We start from the raw sequence: 15,287 nt of genomic DNA on the forward strand, positions 1-15,287 counted from the left end.
CCCCTACCAGACGTAAGCGAGGACTTCGCCGCCCACGCCCTGGTTTGCTGCCTGGCGGTCGGTGAGCAGACCGGACGACGTGGAGATGATGGCCACGCCGAGGCCGCCCAGAACCTTGGGCAGGTTGGTGGACTTTGCGTACACACGCAGACCCGGCTTCGAAACGCGGCGGAGGCCGGCGATGCTGCGCTCGCGGCTGGGGCCGTACTTCAGGGTCACGGTGAGCTTCTTGCCGACCTCGGCGTCTTCGACGCGGTAGTCGGTGATGTAGCCCTCGCGCTTGAGGATCTCGGCGATGTTCACCTTGATCTTCGACGAAGGCAGCGAAACCTCGTCGTGGTACGCCGAATTGGCGTTACGCAGACGCGTCAGAAAGTCTGCGATCGGGTCAGTCATGGTCATGGTTGACCGTCAACCTTTCTCGTAGCGGTTCCCATACAGCGGTGTCACCGGCATCGCTGCCGATCAGCACTGGTGGGCCTTCCACGAAGTGGATAGTTGTGCATTGTTCAACGCCTGAAGATGCCATTGGCTTTTCACCGGCACCGTCAAGCTGTATGAAGTTGTGGGCCCTGGGGGCACACTTCACCCAGGCAACCTGAAACAGTGTAGTGAACGCGCTGGCAGAACCCAAATCGACCGCGGCGGGCCGAGAGCTCATCTCTGGCCCGCGGCGCGCGCATGTCCGGCTAGAGACTTTGGTCCTCATATCACATGGCCGTCGTACCCGGATCGTCCGGCCGTGCGTCGCGAGAATTCGGCGCCCTCCGAATTCACCCGGCGCGGCATCACATCCCGTTTTACAGTGAGCCGTATGACAGCGTCTGACTCGGTTCAGGGCCCGGCAGCACAAGCATTGTTGGACGTCGGCCGCTTCTTCACCAAATGGGATGAGACCGACGACAGACGCGCGGTCTTCCGCGACGGCGGTCGTGCGGGCGACATCTTCTACCGCGACCGCTGGAGTCACGACAAGATCGTCCGGTCCACCCACGGGGTGAACTGCACGGGCTCGTGTTCGTGGAAGGTGTACGTCAAAGACGGCATCATCACCTGGGAGACACAGGAGACCGACTACCCGTCGGTGGGCCCCGACCGGCCGGAGTACGAGCCGCGCGGCTGCCCGCGCGGCGCCTCGTTCTCCTGGTACACCTACTCGCCCACCCGGGTCCGCCACCCCTATGCGCGCGGAGTGCTCCTGGAGATGTACCGGGAGGCCAAGCGCCGCACCGGCGATCCCGTGCTCGCGTGGGCCGACGTGGTCGGCGACCCGCTGCGCCGGCGCTCCTACCAGCAGGCTCGCGGCAAGGGCGGACTGGTCCGCGTCACGTGGGACGAGGCGATCGAGATGGCCGCCGCGGCGCACGTCCACACCATCAAGACCTACGGCCCCGACCGCTGCGCGGGCTTCTCCCCGATCCCTGCGATGTCGATCGTGAGCCACTGCGTGGGAACGCGGTTCATACAGCTAATCGGCGGCGTGATGACCTCGTTCTACGACTGGTACGCCGACCTCCCGGTGGCCAGCCCGCAGGTGTTCGGCGACCAGACCGATGTGCCCGAGTCGGGCGACTGGTGGGACGCGTCGTACCTGATGATGTGGGGATCCAACGTCCCGGTGACCAGGACGCCCGACGCCCACTGGATGACCGAGGTCCGCTATCGCGGGACCAAGGTGGTCAGCGTCTCGCCCGACTACGCCGACAACTCCAAGTTCGCCGACGAGTGGCTGCCCGCCCAGGCCGGCACCGACGCGGCGCTCGCGATGGCGATGGGTCACGTGATCCTCAAGGAGTTCTACGTCGGCCGAGAAGGCGGACCGACCCCGTTCTTCGCCGACTTCACCCGCAAGTACACCGACCTCCCCTTCCTCATCCATCTCGACGAGCGCGACGGCACGCTGGTCCCCGGCAAGTTCGTGACCTCCGAGGAGTTGCGACCGGACCCGGCGAGCGGCCCCACCGAGGACGTCTGGAAGACGGTCCTGATCGACGACGCGACGGGCGAGCCGATGGTCCCGAACGGCACCCTGGGCGACCGGTACTCACCGTCCGGCGAAGGCCGGTGGAACCTCGATCTGGACGGTGTCACCCCACGGCTCACCCTGCTCGGTGAAACCGGCGCGGAGGCCGTCGAGGTCTCGTTCCCCTCCTTCGACGCCCCCGACGGCAGCGGCTCGGTGATCACCCGCGGAGTGCCCGCACGGCGATTCGGCGGGGGTCTGGTCACCACCGTCTACGATCTGCTGCTGGCCCAGTACGGGGTGGGCCGCGATGGCCTCCCGGGCCAGTGGCCCACCGGCTACGACGACGCCTCCAGTCCCTACACGCCCGCGTGGCAGGCCGAGATCACCAGCGTCCCAGCCGAATCCGCAATCCGTATCGCCCGGGAGTTCGCCACCAACGCCGAGGAGTCCGGCGGCCGGTCGATGATCATCATGGGTGCGGGCATCTGTCAGTGGTTCCACGGTGACGCCACCTACCGGGCGATCCTGGCCATGCTCATCCTCACCGGCTGCATGGGCCGCAACGGCGGCGGGTGGGCCCACTACGTGGGCCAGGAGAAGTGCCGTCCGATCACCGGCTGGATCTCACTCGCCAACGCCCTCGACTGGACCCGTCCCCCGCGTACCCAGCCGGGCACCTCGTACTGGTACATGCACACCGACCAGTGGCGCAACGACGGCTACTCCACGTCGGCCCTGACCTCACCGCTGTCATCGGGCACGCTCGACGGAATGCACACCGCCGACGCCATCGCGCAGTCGGCGCGGCTGGGATGGATGCCCTTCTATCCGCAGTTCTCCGACAACCCGCTCGACGTGGCCGACGCCGCCCGCTCGGCGGTCGAGTCGGGCGACGCGACCGATCCCGCGTCGTACGTGGCCGGGAAGCTGGTCGACGGCGGGCTGACGCCGGCGATCAGCGACGTCGACGCACCCGAGAACTGGCCGCGCACGCTGGTGCTGTGGCGGTCGAATCTGCTCGGCTCGTCGGCCAAGGGCGACGAGTACTTCCTGCGCCACCTGCTCGGCACCCATCACAACGTGCTCGGCAGCGAGAATCCCGAGGCCCCGAGGCCCCGGGAGGTGAAGTGGCACGAGCAGGCGCCCGAGGGCAAGCTCGACCTGCTGCTGTCGGCTGATTTCCGCATGACGTCGACGACGCTGTTGAGCGACATCGTGCTGCCCGCAGCGACCTGGTACGAGAAGCACGACCTCAGCTCCACCGACATGCACCCGTTCGTCCACGCCTTCAGTCCGGCGATCGATCCGCCGTGGGAGGCCAAGAGCGACTTCGACCTGTTCCACCTGCTGGCCGCGGAGTTGTCCCGGCAGGCGCGGACCCACCTGGGCACCCGCTACGACCTTGTCGCCACCGCCGCCCAGCACGACACCCCCGGCGAGACCGCGCAGCCGCACGGCCGGGTGGTGGACTGGCGCGACGGCGCACCGGCGATGCCCGGCGCGAACATGCCCTCGTTCCAGGTGGTGGAACGCGACTACACGGCCATCGCCGACAAGCTGGCCACCGTGGGGCCGCTCGCCGACAAGCTGGGCTTCACCGTCAAGGACGTCAACTACGACATCGCCTCGCAGATCCCCAAACTGGCGGCGTCCAACGGAGTGATGCCGCCCCGGCCCGGCGACGGCGCGAGCGGGCCGGACTTCGACCGACCGGGCGTCGGGCGTCCCGCCATCGACACCGACGCCAAGCTCGCCGAAGCGATCTTGACCTTCTCCGGTACCACCAACGGCGAACTGGCCGTGGACGGCTTCACCAAGCTCGAACGCCGCGTCGGCAAGCGCCTCGCCGATCTCGCGGAGGGTTCGGAGGAGAAGCGCATCACCTTCGCCGACACGCAGTCGGCACCGGTGCCGGTCATCACCTCACCCGAGTGGTCGGGTTCGGAGAGCGGCGGACGACGGTACGCGCCGTTCACCGTGAACATCGAGCGCGACAAACCCTTCCACACGCTCACCGGGCGTCTGCACTTCTACCTCGACCACGACTGGATGCTCGACATCGGGGAGGCGCTGCCGATCTACCGGCCGCCCCTCGACATGCATCGGTTGTTCGGCGAACCGAAGCTCGGCCCCGACGGCAGCAAGCAGATCACCGTCCGCTACCTCACGCCGCACAACAAGTGGTCGATCCACTCCGAGTACCAGGACAACCTGTTCATGCTCTCGCTCTCGCGCGGCGGTCCCACCGCGTGGCTGTCGCCGGAGGACGCGGCGTCGATCGATGTGCACGACAACGACTGGATCGAGTGCGTCAACGCCAACGGCGTCTACGTCGCACGCGCCATCGTCAGCCACCGCATGCCGGTCGGGGTCTGCTACGTCCACCACGCCCAGGAGCGGACCATCGACGTCCCGAAGTCGGAGGCCACGGGCCGCCGCGGCGGCATCCACAACTCCGCGACCCGTCTGCTGGTGAAGCCCTCACATCTGATCGGCGGCTATGCGCAGCTGACGTACGCATTCAACTACCTCGGGCCGACGGGCAATCAACGCGACATCGTCTCGACCATCCGCAAGCGCAGCCAGGAGGTGACCTACTGATGCGAGTCATGGCTCAGGTCGGGATGGTGATGAATCTCGACAAGTGCATCGGCTGTCACACGTGCTCGGTCACGTGCAAGCAGGCGTGGACCAACCGTGCGGGCACCGAGTACGTGTGGTTCAACAACGTCGAGACCCGTCCCGGCCAGGGATATCCGCGGCGGTACGAGGACCAGGAGCAGTGGAAGGGCGGATGGCACCTCAATAAGAAGGGCGATCTGCGGCTCCGCACCGGCGGGCGCCTGCAGAAGCTCTTCACCATCTTCCACAGCCCGGTCCAGCCCACGCTGAGCGACTACTACGAGCCGTGGACCTACGACTACGAGACGCTGGTGAACGCCCCGCTGGGCGACGACTTCCCGGTCGCACGGCCGAAGTCGCTGATCACCGGTGAGGACACCAAGGTCACGTGGTCGGCCAACTGGGACGACAACCTGGGCGGGTCGGCGGAGTACGGCGATCTGGACCCGATCGTCGAGAAGATCCGCAAGGAGTCGGAGGCGAAGATCCAGTTCTCCTTCGAGCAGACCTTCATGTTCTACCTTCCGCGCATCTGCGAGCACTGCCTCAATCCGGCGTGCATGGCGTCGTGCCCGTCCGGTGCGATCTATAAACGCGAGGAGGACGGCATCGTCCTGGTGGACCAGGACCGCTGCCGCGGCTGGCGCCAGTGCATCACCGGCTGCCCGTACAAGAAGATCTATTTCAACCACCGCTCGGGCAAGGCGGAGAAGTGCACGCTGTGCTATCCGCGCATCGAGGTGGGTCAGCCCACGGTGTGCTCGGAGACCTGTGTCGGACGGCTCCGGTACCTCGGCATCTTCCTCTACGACGCCGACGCCGTGACCGCGGCGGCGTCGGTTCCCGACGACAAGGACCTCTACGAGGCCCAACTCGATCTGATGCTCGACCCCGACGATCCGGAGGTGATCGCGCAGGCCCGCGCCGCGGGGATCCCCGACGACTGGATGGACGCCGCGCGCCGGTCGCCGGTGTACGCGCTCGCGAAGAAGTACCGGGTGGCACTGCCCCTGCATCCGGAGTACCGGACGATGCCGATGGTCTGGTACATCCCGCCGCTGTCGCCGATCGTCGACCTGCTGTCGGAGCAGGGACACGACGGCGAGGATCACCGCAATCTCTTCGGCGCCATCGACTCTCTGCGCATCCCCGTGGAGTATCTCGCGGAACTGTTCACCGCGGGCGACACCGGCGTCGTCGAGGACGTGCTCCGGAAACTGGCCGCCATGCGCGCGTACATGCGCGACGTCAACCTCGGCCGTGAGACCAACCCGCTCATCCCGGGCTCGGTCGGCATGACCGAGGAATCGGTCTACGAGATGTACCGGCTTCTGGCGATCGCCAAGTACGACGAGCGCTACGTGATTCCGACCGCCCATCACGAGCAGGCCGTCAAGCTCGACGAGATGGCCTGCTCCCTCGATCAGGAGGGCGGACCCGGCATGTACGAGTCCGGTTCCTTCGGCGAGGCCAGCGGCCGGCCGATCCCGGTGTCGGTGGAGACCTTCCAGGCGCTCAAGCAGCGGCAGACCACGGACATGCCCGCCGGGGACGCGACTCTGCGCGGTCGGACCAACCTGTTGAACTGGGACGGAAACGGCGTCCCGGAGGGCATGTTCCCGCAGCAGTCCGCCGAGCACGGGTCCGGATCATGAGGCTGCTGCCCCGCCGACGTGCCGCCGCGCGCACCGATGCCCGCGTGGTGCATCAGATCGCCGCGTGGAGTCTCGGCTACCCCGACGCCGAGTTCTTCGGCCGCATCGACCTGATGAGGTCGGCGCTCGACGAGACGGCCGCGGGTGAGTCCGCCGACGCCCTGCGCGGGTTCCTCGATCACGCCGCATCGGCCGACCCCTCGCAACTCGCGCAGCACTACACCGACGTCTTCGACCTGTCGCGCAAGCAGACGCTGTACCTGTCCTACTGGTCGGCCGGCGACACACGGCGTCGCGGATCTGTCCTCACCGACTTCAAACAGCTCTACCGCGACAGCGGATTCGTGGTGGATCTGCACGGCGAACTGCCCGACCACCTGCCGGTGGTCCTGGAGTTCGCGGCGCTCGCGGACCCCGAACGCGGCGTTCAGGTCCTGACCGAGAACCGTCCGTCCCTCGAACTGATCCGGCTGTCGCTGGTCGACGCGGGCTCCCCGTACGCGGGTGTTCTGGCCGCCGTCTGCGCGACGCTTCCCGGACAGTCGCCGCCCGACCGTGCATCCGCACTCGCGATGGCCGGTCCCGAGCGCGCCGTCGAGACCGTCGGCCTCGAGCCGTACGACGCGCGACTGCTTCCCCTGTTCACCACCGACGACTTCACCAGCAACGGTTTCACCGACTCCGGCGAAGAGGCATACCGATGAACATCTTTCTGTGGGGCGTCCTACCGTACATCGCGCTGATCAGCGTGATCGGCGGAACCATCTGGCGGTACCGGTACGACAAGTTCGGCTGGACCACCCGCTCGTCGGAGCTCTACGAGTCCCGGCTGCTGCGGTTCGGTTCGCCGCTGTTCCACTACGGGATCCTCGCGGTGATCGCCGGCCACGCCATCGGTCTGGTGATCCCGCAGTCGTGGACCGACGCGGTCGGGATCACCGAGACGATGTACCACTGGGTGGCGGCGGTCGGCGGCATCATCGCCGCCGCCGCGACCCTGCTCGGCGTGGGCATCCTCATCTACCGCAGGCGCACCACCGGTCCGGTGTTCATGGCGACGACGCGCAACGACAAGCTGATGTACGCGGTCCTGGTCGCGGCGCTGGTCGCTGGCAGCTACATCACCCTCGTCGGCATGATCGATCCCCACGGCGAGGGCGTGAACTACCGCGAGACCGTCTCCCCGTGGTTCCGCTCGGTCTTCTACTTCCAGCCCGACATCTCCTCGATGGAGGCGGCCCCGCTGCGCTTCCACATCCACGTCGTGATCGGCATGGTCATGTTCATGCTGGTGCCGTTCACGCGGCTGGTCCACATCTTCACCGCTCCCATCCACTACCTGTTCCGCCCGTACATCGTCTACCGCAGCAAAGACACGCGCCCGGCCCCGGGCAACGCGCCGAGCCGCCGCGGCTGGGCTCCCATCGGTGTGAAGGACCGTGACTGAATGACTGCGCCCGTGACAATCGACAAATCGGCCCAGACCCGCAATCTCGTTCTCGCCACCGTCGCCTTCGCGATCAGCTTCTGGGCCTGGAACCTGATCGCTCCGCTGGGCGTGTTCTACGCCGGACCGAACGAACTCGATCTCGACTCCACGCAGAAGTCCGTGCTCGTCGCGGTGCCGATCCTCGTCGGCTCCCTCGGCCGGATCGTCGTCGGCGTGCTGACGCCCCGCTACGGCGGCCGCATCATGTTCACCGCGCTGCTGCTGATCTCGGCGCCCTTCGTGATTCTGGTGGCGGTGGCCGGTGAGCTGAAGTCGTACCCGATGTTGCTGGTGATCGGCTTCTTCCTCGGCATCGCGGGCACCACCTTCGCCGTCGGCATCCCGTTCCTGAACAGCTGGTACGAACCCAGTCGCCGCGGTTTCGCGACCGGCGTCTTCGGCGCCGGGATGGGCGGGACGGCGCTCTCGGCGTTCTTCACGCCGCGGTTCCGCGAATGGTTCGGCTACTTCCCCACGCACATCATCATCGCGGTGGCGCTGGTGGTGGTCGCGGTGGCCTGCTGGATGTTCATGCGCGAGGCCCCGGCGTGGGAGCCGAACACCGAGTCGGCGGTGCCGAAGCTCGTCGGCGCTCTCAAGCTGCCGATCACCTGGCAGATGTCCTTCCTGTATGCGGCGGCGTTCGGCGGATTCGTCGCTTTCTCCACCTACCTGCCGACGTACTTGAACGACGTCTACGACATCACCGACCTGAAGTCGGCCGGCGCCCGCACCGCCGGATTCGCCATCGCCGCGGTGGTGATGCGACCGGTCGGCGGTGCACTCTCCGACAAGTTCGGGCCGCGGATCATCACCGCGATCTCGTGCGGCGGCGCCGCAGTGCTGGCCGTGTGGATGATGACCAAGCCCGACCTCGGCAGCGGGCTGGCCGCGGTCGACTTCATCCTGATGGCGATGATGATGGGAATGGGATCGGGTTCGGTCTTCGCCTGGGTGTCGCTGGCCTCACCGCCCGCACGCGTGGGCGCGGTCACCGGCCTGGTCGGTGCGGCGGGTGGCCTCGGCGGCTTCTTCCCGCCGCTGGTGATGGGCGCGACCTACAACGCGGTGGAGCACTCGTACACGATCGGCCTCGGGCTCCTGGTGGCCTTCGCGGCGGCGGCGTGTCTGTTCACCGTCTTCGGCATCCCGAAGAGTGAGGCCGAACGTGAGCGGGCGGAGGCGTCGGCATGAGCGCGGTGTCGTTACCCGAAGTGGTCGAGGAACTCCTGTCCGAGGCGCGCGAAGCGCACTCCGGGCGCGCCGGACGCACGGTGCGCGGTCACAGCGACCACCGGCTGCGGCACACCGTGATCGCGCTCCGCGCCGGCGCCGAGCTGTCCGACCACGAGAGTCCCGGCGAGGCGACCCTCCAGGTCCTCCATGGCCGCGTTCGGCTGACCTGTGAGGACGGCGACTGGGAAGGGGGCGCCGGCGCCCTCACCGATATTCCCCCGACCCGGCACGGACTGGTCGCCGACGACGACTCAGCGGTCCTGCTGACCGTCGCCCTGCGCTGACCTCGGCGGGCCGGCGGAGATTTCGGCTCCCGGACGGGGCTCACAGCCCCGTCCGGGAGCCGAAATCTCATCGGGCGTGCGCAAGCGCCGAACTCGCATCCCGGTCGGGGTGAACCACGCCTGTTCTCCGACACCCGGCGGCACCGCACCCACCGGAGTCTGCGCCACCAGACCGCCGTCGCTCTCGACGAGTACCCGGCCCGCGTGCACCGACACCGAACGCACCCGGCTCCGGACCGCGCCCGACGTCCGGGACACCGTGACCTCGTGCGGAACCACGATCCCGAACGCCCGGGCCCCGTCCGCGACGTCCTCGACCGCGACCGCCGGCAGCACATCGTCCCCGGTCACCAGGGCGCCCTCACTCCAGACGCCGTGCACCACCGCGTATCCCGCCAGGGCTGCGCTGAACGGATGAGCCGGCGCCGCGGCCATCTGCGCCGGCGTCGTCTCCTCGACGACGGTGCCCGACTCGATCACCAGACACCGGCTCGCCCACTGCCATGCGTCCGCCAACTCGTGTGTCACCAGGACGCTGGTGGTCCCCGTGCGCGCGAGCTCGTCGGAGAGCATCCGCCGGATCTGCGGAGCGCTGGCCGCATCGAGCGCGGCGAAGGGCTCATCGAGCAGCAGCACCTCGGGTTCGGCGGCGAGCGCGCGGGCGATCGCGACCCGCTGCTGCTGGCCGCCCGAGAGGCGATGCGGCTTCCACCCGCCCGCATCGGGCAGACCGATCCGATCGAGCCAGCCCTCCGCGACCGCGCGCGCCTGCCGCCGGGATCGGCCCTGGGCACGCGGCCCGAAGGCCAGATTGTCGACGACCGACAGGTGCGGGAAGAGCCGGGGCTTCTGCTCGAGCAAGGTCACTCTGCGCTGCTCGGGCGGGACGTGGACGCGGCCGTCGAGGACTCGTCCACCCAGGCGGATCTCGCCCGCGGTCGGCCGGATGAGACCCGCCAGCGCGCCCAGGAGCGTCGACTTGCCCGCACCGTTCGGTCCCAGTACCGCCAGGCACTCCCCGTCCGGCACCTCGAACGCGGCCGAGACGGTGAACTGCGCTCGGCGGATCTCGATGCGCGCGGTGAGCGGCTGGCCGCTCACCGGACCGCGTCCGTTCGCCACGACCGCAGCCCGAGCACGATCACCGCGGTACTCACCAGCAACAGCAACGAGAGCGCAACCGCCGAATCCTGCGTGACGCCCACCCCGTTGAAGGCGGTGTAGATGGCCAGGGGCATGGTCCGGGTGACGCCCGGAGAGTTCCCCGCGAACAGTGCCGTCGCCCCGAACTCGCCGAGCGCGCGTGCGAAGGCGAGCGCCCCACCGGCGGCCAGACCCGGCAGCACGAGCGGAAGCGTGATCCGCGACAGCACGCGCCAACGGCCGGCTCCGAGGGTCGAGGCGATCTGCTCGTAGCCGTCGCCTGCGGTTCGCAGCGCACCCTCGACCGCGATGACGTAGAACGGCATGGCGACGAACGTCTGCGCCACCACCACCGCGGCAGTCGTGTACGGCAGGCTGTAGCCCGTCGCCTCGAACACCGGCTTGCCGACCAGCCCCGACCGACCCAGCAACGACAGCAGCGCCAGTCCGCCGACCATCGGCGGCAGCACCAGGGGGATCAGGACCGTCGCGCGCAGCACCGACGCCCAGCGCTGCGGCGCGCGGGCGATCACCACGGCCAGCGGGGTGCCGATCACAGCGCACGCGGCGGTCGCACAGGCCGCGGTGACCAGCGACAGCCACAGTGCCGTCAGCGATGCCGACGAGAAGAGGTCGGCGCCGAGCGTCTCCCACCGCACCCGCGAGATCAACCCGACGATGGGCGCGACCAACAGAGCCAGCGCGACCAGCGCGGGCACGTACAGCGCCTTCGGCAGCATCACCGGGGCCTCGGTGGCGACGTGGCGGCCTCGGGCCGGGAACCGGTCACGGCGCGCCGAAACCGTACTTCGCCAGGATCTTCTGTCCTGCGGGCGAGAGGACGTAGGCGGTGAAGGCAGCGGCGGCCGCCGGCGACGGAGCCTTCTTCGACACCGCGATCGGGTAACGGTTGACCGCGACCTGAACGTCGGCGGGAGTGATGCCGATCAGCTTGCCGTTCGAGGCGGCCACATCGGTCTTGTAGACCAGACCGGCGTCGGCCTCGCCCGCCTCGACGCGGTTGACCACCGAGGTCACGTTGGTCTCCTCGCTGACCGGCGAGACGTCGACGTGCGCGGCGGCGAGCAGCTTGCGTGAAGCCTTGCCACAGGGCACCTCCGGAGCGCAGAGCACGGTGGTGACTCCGGGCTTCGTCAGGTCGGCCAGGCTCGTGACGTGCTTCGGGTTGCCCGGCGCGACGGCGATCTGCATCGTATTGGTCGCGAAGACGGTGCCCGCGTCGGTGACACCGGCGTCGGTGACCGGCGTGAGACTCGACTGGTCCGCGAAGGCGATGACGTCGACGTCGGCGCCCTCCACGATCTGGGTCGCGAGGGCCTGCGAGCCGTCGTACACGATCGGCGCCACCGAGTACTCCGGGTGCGCCGCGGTGAAGGACTTGGCCAGTTCGTCGAACGATCCCTGCAGCGAGGCCGCGGCGAAGATCCTGATCGGCGCCGAGGCACCGGCCGACGCCTGCTCCTGACTGCTGCATCCGGCTACCAGCAGCATCAGTCCGAGCACTGCGGCCACGAACTTCTTCATCAGACGGCACTCCTTCCCGACGGGGTCTCCACGACCACCGCCGTCGCTTTGACCGTCGCGGTCGCAAGGGAGCCCACTTCCAATCCGAGTTCCCTCACCGCCTCGGTCGACATCAGCGACACCACCCGGTGCGGGCCGCTGCGCATCTCCACCTGGCTCATCACCGGGTCGGACTGAACATGTGTGACGATCCCGACGAAGCGGTTCCGAGCGCTGGTGCCGCGCGTCACCGGATCGTGGCGCCCCGATTCCGCGGAGGCGAGAAAGCCTGCGAGGTCGGCACCGTCGACAGTGGCGCGGCCCGAGTCGTCGGTCCCCGATGCGATCCGGCCCTGTTCGATCCATCTGCGGAGGGTGTCGTCGCTGACGCCGAGGAGGTCCGCGGCTTGCCGAATCCGAAACACGGTCATAACGACTGAATCTATACGCATCTGCGGCAGCTCGCTCGCCTTGCGGTGCGCATCTGAGGACTCGCGATCGCCCGGGCCCTCCGCCGACCGCGACCGGCGCCTGCGCTCCCGGGCTGCGCACCCGACCGATCCCGAGCCGATAGGCTGAGGCCATGCCTTTGCGTGCGGACCGGAGTCCCGAGTGATCACCGTCGACGAGCACCGCTCCCGGATTCAGACAACCGTGTCGCGCCTGCCCGCGACCATCCTCTCCATTCACAGTGCGGCCGGGCTCGTCCTCGCCGAGGACGTCACCAACCGGTGGCCGGTCCCGCTGTTCGACAACTCCGCGATGGACGGTTACGCCGTCCGGCGCGTCGACGCAGCGGTGGGCGCGACGCTGAAGGTGGTCGCCGACGTTCCCGCGGGCAGTCCGGACGACCCGCCGATCGGCGCCGGAGAGGCCGTCCGGATCATGACCGGCGCGCCGGTTCCCACCGACGCCGACGCGATCGTCCCCCTGGAGCACACGGATCTCGGCACCGAGATCCTGGCGACGCCCCCGGACAGCGTGACCGTCACGGTGGAACCGAAACCGCACGCCCACATCCGGCGATCCGGCGAGGACGCACCGGCGGGCGCCGTCGCCGTTTCGGCGGGCACGGTTCTCGGCCCGTGGCAGGTGTCGGCGATCGCGTCGGCCGGACACGACCGGGTCCTGGCCTACCGCCGGCCCCGGGTCGCTGTGATCTCGACCGGAACCGAACTCGTCGAACCCTCGCAGACGCCCCGCCGCGGGCAGATCCCGGAATCCAACTCCGTGCTGCTGTCGGCCGCGGTGGCGGAGGCGGGCGCCGAAGTGGGCTGGACGGCGACCGTCGAGGACGACGAGGAAGCCCTCCGGCGGACTCTCGCCGATCCGGACGTGGACGCGGTCGTCCTCACCGGCGGCGCCAGCGTCGGCGCGTTCGACGTGGTCAAAGCGGTCCTGAACGGGGTGGTCGGCATCGAGTTCACCACCGTGGCGATGCAGCCCGGCAAACCGCAGGGCTTCGGGCTACTCGGGGTGCGCGCCCCGAGCGCCGAACGCACCGGGATCCCGGTGTTCTGCCTGCCCGGCAACCCGGTCAGCGTCGCGGTGTCGTTCGAGATGTTCGTGCGGCCGGCCCTGCGGAAGATGGCCGGGCACACCGACCTCGATCGCCCGCGCGTGGTCCGGCGCGCCGCGACGGGCTGGCGCAGCCGCGCCGACCGGGTCCAGATCCTTCCCGCGGTGGCCGACGCACAGACCGTCCGGCCGGCCTCCCGCGGCGGCAGTGGCTCACACCTGGTGTCCTCGCTCGCCGACGCCTCCGCGCTGGCGATCGTGCCCGCGGACGTGGTGGAGATATTCGAGGGAGATCCCGTCACCGTGATGGTGCTGTCATGAGCGGCGGCCCCTTCACTCACCTGGACGATGCGGGCCAGGCACGCATGGTCGACGTGACCGAGAAGAATCCGACGGTCCGCAGTGCGACCGCGCAGGGCTTCGTCCGGTGCTCGCCGCAGATCGTCGCCGCCCTCCGCGACGGCGCGGTCCCTAAGGGGGATGTGCTGGCGGTGGCGCGCATCGCGGGCATCTCGGCCGCCAAACGCACTCCGGAACTGCTGCCGCTGGCCCATGTGATCGGCGTGCACGGCGCGGCCGTCGACCTCGCGATCGTCGACGACGGCGTCACCGTCTCGGCGACGGTCCGCACCGCCGATCGCACGGGGGTGGAGATGGAGGCGCTCACCGCCGTCAGCGTCGCCGCGCTGGCGCTCGTCGACATGGTGAAGGGCCTCGACAAATCGGTCGAGATCGAGAACGTCCGGCTGGTGCGCAAGACCGGCGGCAAGAGCGGCGACTGGGTGCGATGACCGCGGCCATCGTGCTCGCCGGAGGTCGTGCCGCCCGCATGGGCGGTGCCGACAAGGCAAGTATCGACATCGGCGGGCGCACGCTGATCGACGCCGTGTACGACGCACTCGCCGGCGCCGACCCGGTGATCGCGGTCGGACCGCAGAGCGTGGGCCGGCCGGGTGTGCGGGTGATCCGGGAGGATCCCCCGTTCGGCGGTCCGGTGGCCGGACTGGCCGCGGCACTCGGGGCCGTCGGCGACAGCGCCGAGGTGTGGCTGCTCGCCTGCGACCTGCCCCGCGCCGAGGCGGTGGTCGCGCAACTCCGGGACGTCGCTCTCGCCGCCGTGGACGACGCGGTGGTCCTGGAAGACGCCGACGGCCGGATCCAGTGGCTGGCGGGACGGTACCGGACGGAGTCGCTTCGCCGGGCGGTCGCCGCGCTGACCAGTGCGCGTGACGCGTCGATGCGGGCGCTGACCGCGGGGCTGTCGCTGCGCACGGTGGTCGACCGAGCCGGCGCCGCGATCGACCTCGACACCTGGGACGACGTGCGCGATTATCGGTTGACCACCCGAACCGTCGATACGGAGGACGAATCGTGACCGCCTATCCCCCCGGCCTGGACCGCTGGGCGCAGGAACTCGCCCCGGCCCTGGGTCGGAATGAGGCCGAGGTGCCCACCGCGCTGCTGCTGGATGTGACCCGCGATGTCGCTCACTCGATCCTGCGCCCGGCCGGCCCCATCACGACCTATCTGATCGGCCTCGCCGTCGCGAACGGCATGTCGGCAGAGGATGCGGCCGCACGGGTGCACGAACTGGTGGAGAAGAGATCGGCCGAATGATCATCCGTTACTTCGCGGGAGCCGCGGAGGCCGCGGGCCGTTCGGAGCAGACCGCTGACGGTTCCGCGGCGGTCGGCGACTTGAAGGCTCGGCTGTCCGGAGAACTGGGCCCCGAGTTCGAGCGAGTGCTGAGCTGCTGTTCGATCCTGGTGGACGGGGTCCGCGCCACCGACGAGACGGTCGCGGCGGCCGACGCCACCGTGGACGTCCTGCCGCCCTTCGCCGGCGGCTGA

General features: G+C 69.0%; 16 protein-coding genes. 11 read left to right on the plus strand and 5 right to left on the minus strand.

What is annotated here, in order from left to right; all coding sequences use genetic code 11:
- Positions 1–3: 3 nt before the first annotated feature.
- A complete protein-coding gene (gene rpsH, locus GSI01S_RS06095) occupies positions 4–402 on the minus strand; it encodes a 30S ribosomal protein S8 (protein WP_006895594.1) in 399 nt (132 codons plus the stop codon).
- A gap of 412 nt (positions 403–814) precedes the next feature.
- Between rpsH and GSI01S_RS06100 the strand changes: the two genes are divergently transcribed.
- The 6 genes from GSI01S_RS06100 to GSI01S_RS06125 are packed head-to-tail and all read left to right on the plus strand — an operon-like array spanning position 815 to position 9,252.
- Positions 815–4,567: a nitrate reductase subunit alpha gene (locus GSI01S_RS06100; RefSeq protein WP_006895595.1), complete on the plus strand. Its 3,753-nt coding sequence runs from the start codon at positions 815–817 to the stop codon at positions 4,565–4,567.
- Positions 4,567–6,243 (plus strand): nitrate reductase subunit beta, encoded by a 1,677-nt coding sequence (gene narH / locus GSI01S_RS06105; RefSeq protein WP_006895596.1) that lies wholly within the window; start codon positions 4,567–4,569, stop codon positions 6,241–6,243. Before GSI01S_RS06100 ends, narH begins: the two co-directional genes overlap by 1 nt.
- Positions 6,240–6,947, plus strand: coding sequence for a nitrate reductase molybdenum cofactor assembly chaperone (gene narJ, locus GSI01S_RS06110; protein WP_006895597.1), 708 nt, complete (start codon positions 6,240–6,242; stop codon positions 6,945–6,947). The genes narH and narJ overlap by 4 nt, the downstream gene beginning before the upstream one ends.
- Positions 6,944–7,690: a respiratory nitrate reductase subunit gamma gene (gene narI / locus GSI01S_RS06115; protein ID WP_006895598.1), complete on the plus strand. Its 747-nt coding sequence runs from the start codon at positions 6,944–6,946 to the stop codon at positions 7,688–7,690. Before narJ ends, narI begins: the two co-directional genes overlap by 4 nt.
- Positions 7,691–8,926: an MFS transporter gene (locus GSI01S_RS06120; protein ID WP_006895599.1), complete on the plus strand. Its 1,236-nt coding sequence runs from the start codon at positions 7,691–7,693 to the stop codon at positions 8,924–8,926.
- Positions 8,923–9,252: a cupin domain-containing protein gene (locus GSI01S_RS06125; protein ID WP_006895600.1), complete on the plus strand. Its 330-nt coding sequence runs from the start codon at positions 8,923–8,925 to the stop codon at positions 9,250–9,252. The genes GSI01S_RS06120 and GSI01S_RS06125 overlap by 4 nt, the downstream gene beginning before the upstream one ends.
- Here the strand turns inward: GSI01S_RS06125 and GSI01S_RS06130 are convergent.
- Genes GSI01S_RS06130 through GSI01S_RS06145 form a run of 4 tightly spaced genes read right to left on the minus strand, consistent with a single transcriptional unit; the run spans position 9,220 to position 12,350 of the window.
- Entirely contained in the window at positions 9,220–10,353 is a 1,134-nt protein-coding gene (locus GSI01S_RS06130) for a sulfate/molybdate ABC transporter ATP-binding protein (RefSeq protein ID WP_006895601.1), read from the minus strand. The two genes, GSI01S_RS06125 and GSI01S_RS06130, sit on opposite strands and share 33 nt — an antisense overlap.
- Entirely contained in the window at positions 10,350–11,135 is a 786-nt protein-coding gene (gene modB, locus GSI01S_RS06135; RefSeq protein ID WP_039867053.1) for a molybdate ABC transporter permease subunit, read from the minus strand. The genes GSI01S_RS06130 and modB overlap by 4 nt, the downstream gene beginning before the upstream one ends.
- Before the next feature lie 46 nt (positions 11,136–11,181).
- Positions 11,182–11,940, minus strand: coding sequence for a molybdate ABC transporter substrate-binding protein (modA, locus tag GSI01S_RS06140; protein WP_006895603.1), 759 nt, complete (start codon positions 11,938–11,940; stop codon positions 11,182–11,184).
- Complete coding sequence (locus tag GSI01S_RS06145) at positions 11,940–12,350, minus strand: TOBE domain-containing protein (RefSeq protein WP_006895604.1); 411 nt, start codon at positions 12,348–12,350, stop codon at positions 11,940–11,942. The genes modA and GSI01S_RS06145 overlap by 1 nt, the downstream gene beginning before the upstream one ends.
- Before the next feature lie 181 nt (positions 12,351–12,531).
- Here GSI01S_RS06145 and GSI01S_RS06150 point away from each other — a divergent pair, with 181 nt between their 5' ends.
- From GSI01S_RS06150 to GSI01S_RS06170, 5 genes are read left to right on the plus strand one after another with little or no spacing between them, the layout of a single operon-like run.
- Positions 12,532–13,758: a molybdopterin molybdotransferase MoeA gene (locus GSI01S_RS06150; RefSeq protein WP_006895605.1), complete on the plus strand. Its 1,227-nt coding sequence runs from the start codon at positions 12,532–12,534 to the stop codon at positions 13,756–13,758.
- Positions 13,755–14,228, plus strand: coding sequence for a cyclic pyranopterin monophosphate synthase MoaC (gene moaC / locus GSI01S_RS06155; protein ID WP_006895606.1), 474 nt, complete (start codon positions 13,755–13,757; stop codon positions 14,226–14,228). Before GSI01S_RS06150 ends, moaC begins: the two co-directional genes overlap by 4 nt.
- Positions 14,225–14,812 carry a molybdenum cofactor guanylyltransferase gene (gene mobA / locus GSI01S_RS06160; RefSeq protein WP_006895607.1) on the plus strand — a complete coding sequence of 196 codons (588 nt, stop codon included), beginning with the start codon at positions 14,225–14,227 and terminating at the stop codon, positions 14,810–14,812. The genes moaC and mobA overlap by 4 nt, the downstream gene beginning before the upstream one ends.
- The gene (locus GSI01S_RS06165) at positions 14,809–15,054 is read left to right on the plus strand and encodes a DUF6457 domain-containing protein (protein WP_006895608.1); all 246 of its coding nucleotides are present in this window, start codon (positions 14,809–14,811) and stop codon (positions 15,052–15,054) included. The genes mobA and GSI01S_RS06165 overlap by 4 nt, the downstream gene beginning before the upstream one ends.
- The gene (locus tag GSI01S_RS06170; RefSeq protein WP_006895609.1) at positions 15,051–15,287 is read left to right on the plus strand and encodes a MoaD/ThiS family protein; all 237 of its coding nucleotides are present in this window, start codon (positions 15,051–15,053) and stop codon (positions 15,285–15,287) included. The genes GSI01S_RS06165 and GSI01S_RS06170 overlap by 4 nt, the downstream gene beginning before the upstream one ends.

The sequence above is a fragment of the Gordonia sihwensis NBRC 108236 genome, from assembly GCF_000333035.1.
Taxonomy (GTDB): Bacteria; Actinomycetota; Actinomycetes; order Mycobacteriales; family Mycobacteriaceae; genus Gordonia; species Gordonia sihwensis.

What these genes read in the sequence shown, in the direction of transcription:
- moaC (WP_006895606.1), top strand. Translation starts at nt 13,755, where the DNA reads ATGAGCGGCGGCCCCTTCACTCACCTGGACGATGCGGGCCAGGCACGC.
- modA (WP_006895603.1), bottom strand. Translation starts at nt 11,940, where the DNA reads ATGAAGAAGTTCGTGGCCGCAGTGCTCGGACTGATGCTGCTGGTAGCC.
- modB (WP_039867053.1), bottom strand. Translation starts at nt 11,135, where the DNA reads ATGCTGCCGAAGGCGCTGTACGTGCCCGCGCTGGTCGCGCTGGCTCTG.
- mobA (WP_006895607.1), top strand. Translation starts at nt 14,225, where the DNA reads ATGACCGCGGCCATCGTGCTCGCCGGAGGTCGTGCCGCCCGCATGGGC.
- narH (WP_006895596.1), top strand. Translation starts at nt 4,567, where the DNA reads ATGCGAGTCATGGCTCAGGTCGGGATGGTGATGAATCTCGACAAGTGC.
- GSI01S_RS06170 (WP_006895609.1), top strand. Translation starts at nt 15,051, where the DNA reads ATGATCATCCGTTACTTCGCGGGAGCCGCGGAGGCCGCGGGCCGTTCG.
- narJ (WP_006895597.1), top strand. Translation starts at nt 6,240, where the DNA reads ATGAGGCTGCTGCCCCGCCGACGTGCCGCCGCGCGCACCGATGCCCGC.
- GSI01S_RS06125 (WP_006895600.1), top strand. Translation starts at nt 8,923, where the DNA reads ATGAGCGCGGTGTCGTTACCCGAAGTGGTCGAGGAACTCCTGTCCGAG.
- rpsH (WP_006895594.1), bottom strand. Translation starts at nt 402, where the DNA reads ATGACCATGACTGACCCGATCGCAGACTTTCTGACGCGTCTGCGTAAC.
- narI (WP_006895598.1), top strand. Translation starts at nt 6,944, where the DNA reads ATGAACATCTTTCTGTGGGGCGTCCTACCGTACATCGCGCTGATCAGC.
- GSI01S_RS06100 (WP_006895595.1), top strand. Translation starts at nt 815, where the DNA reads ATGACAGCGTCTGACTCGGTTCAGGGCCCGGCAGCACAAGCATTGTTG.
- GSI01S_RS06120 (WP_006895599.1), top strand. Translation starts at nt 7,691, where the DNA reads ATGACTGCGCCCGTGACAATCGACAAATCGGCCCAGACCCGCAATCTC.
- GSI01S_RS06145 (WP_006895604.1), bottom strand. Translation starts at nt 12,350, where the DNA reads ATGACCGTGTTTCGGATTCGGCAAGCCGCGGACCTCCTCGGCGTCAGC.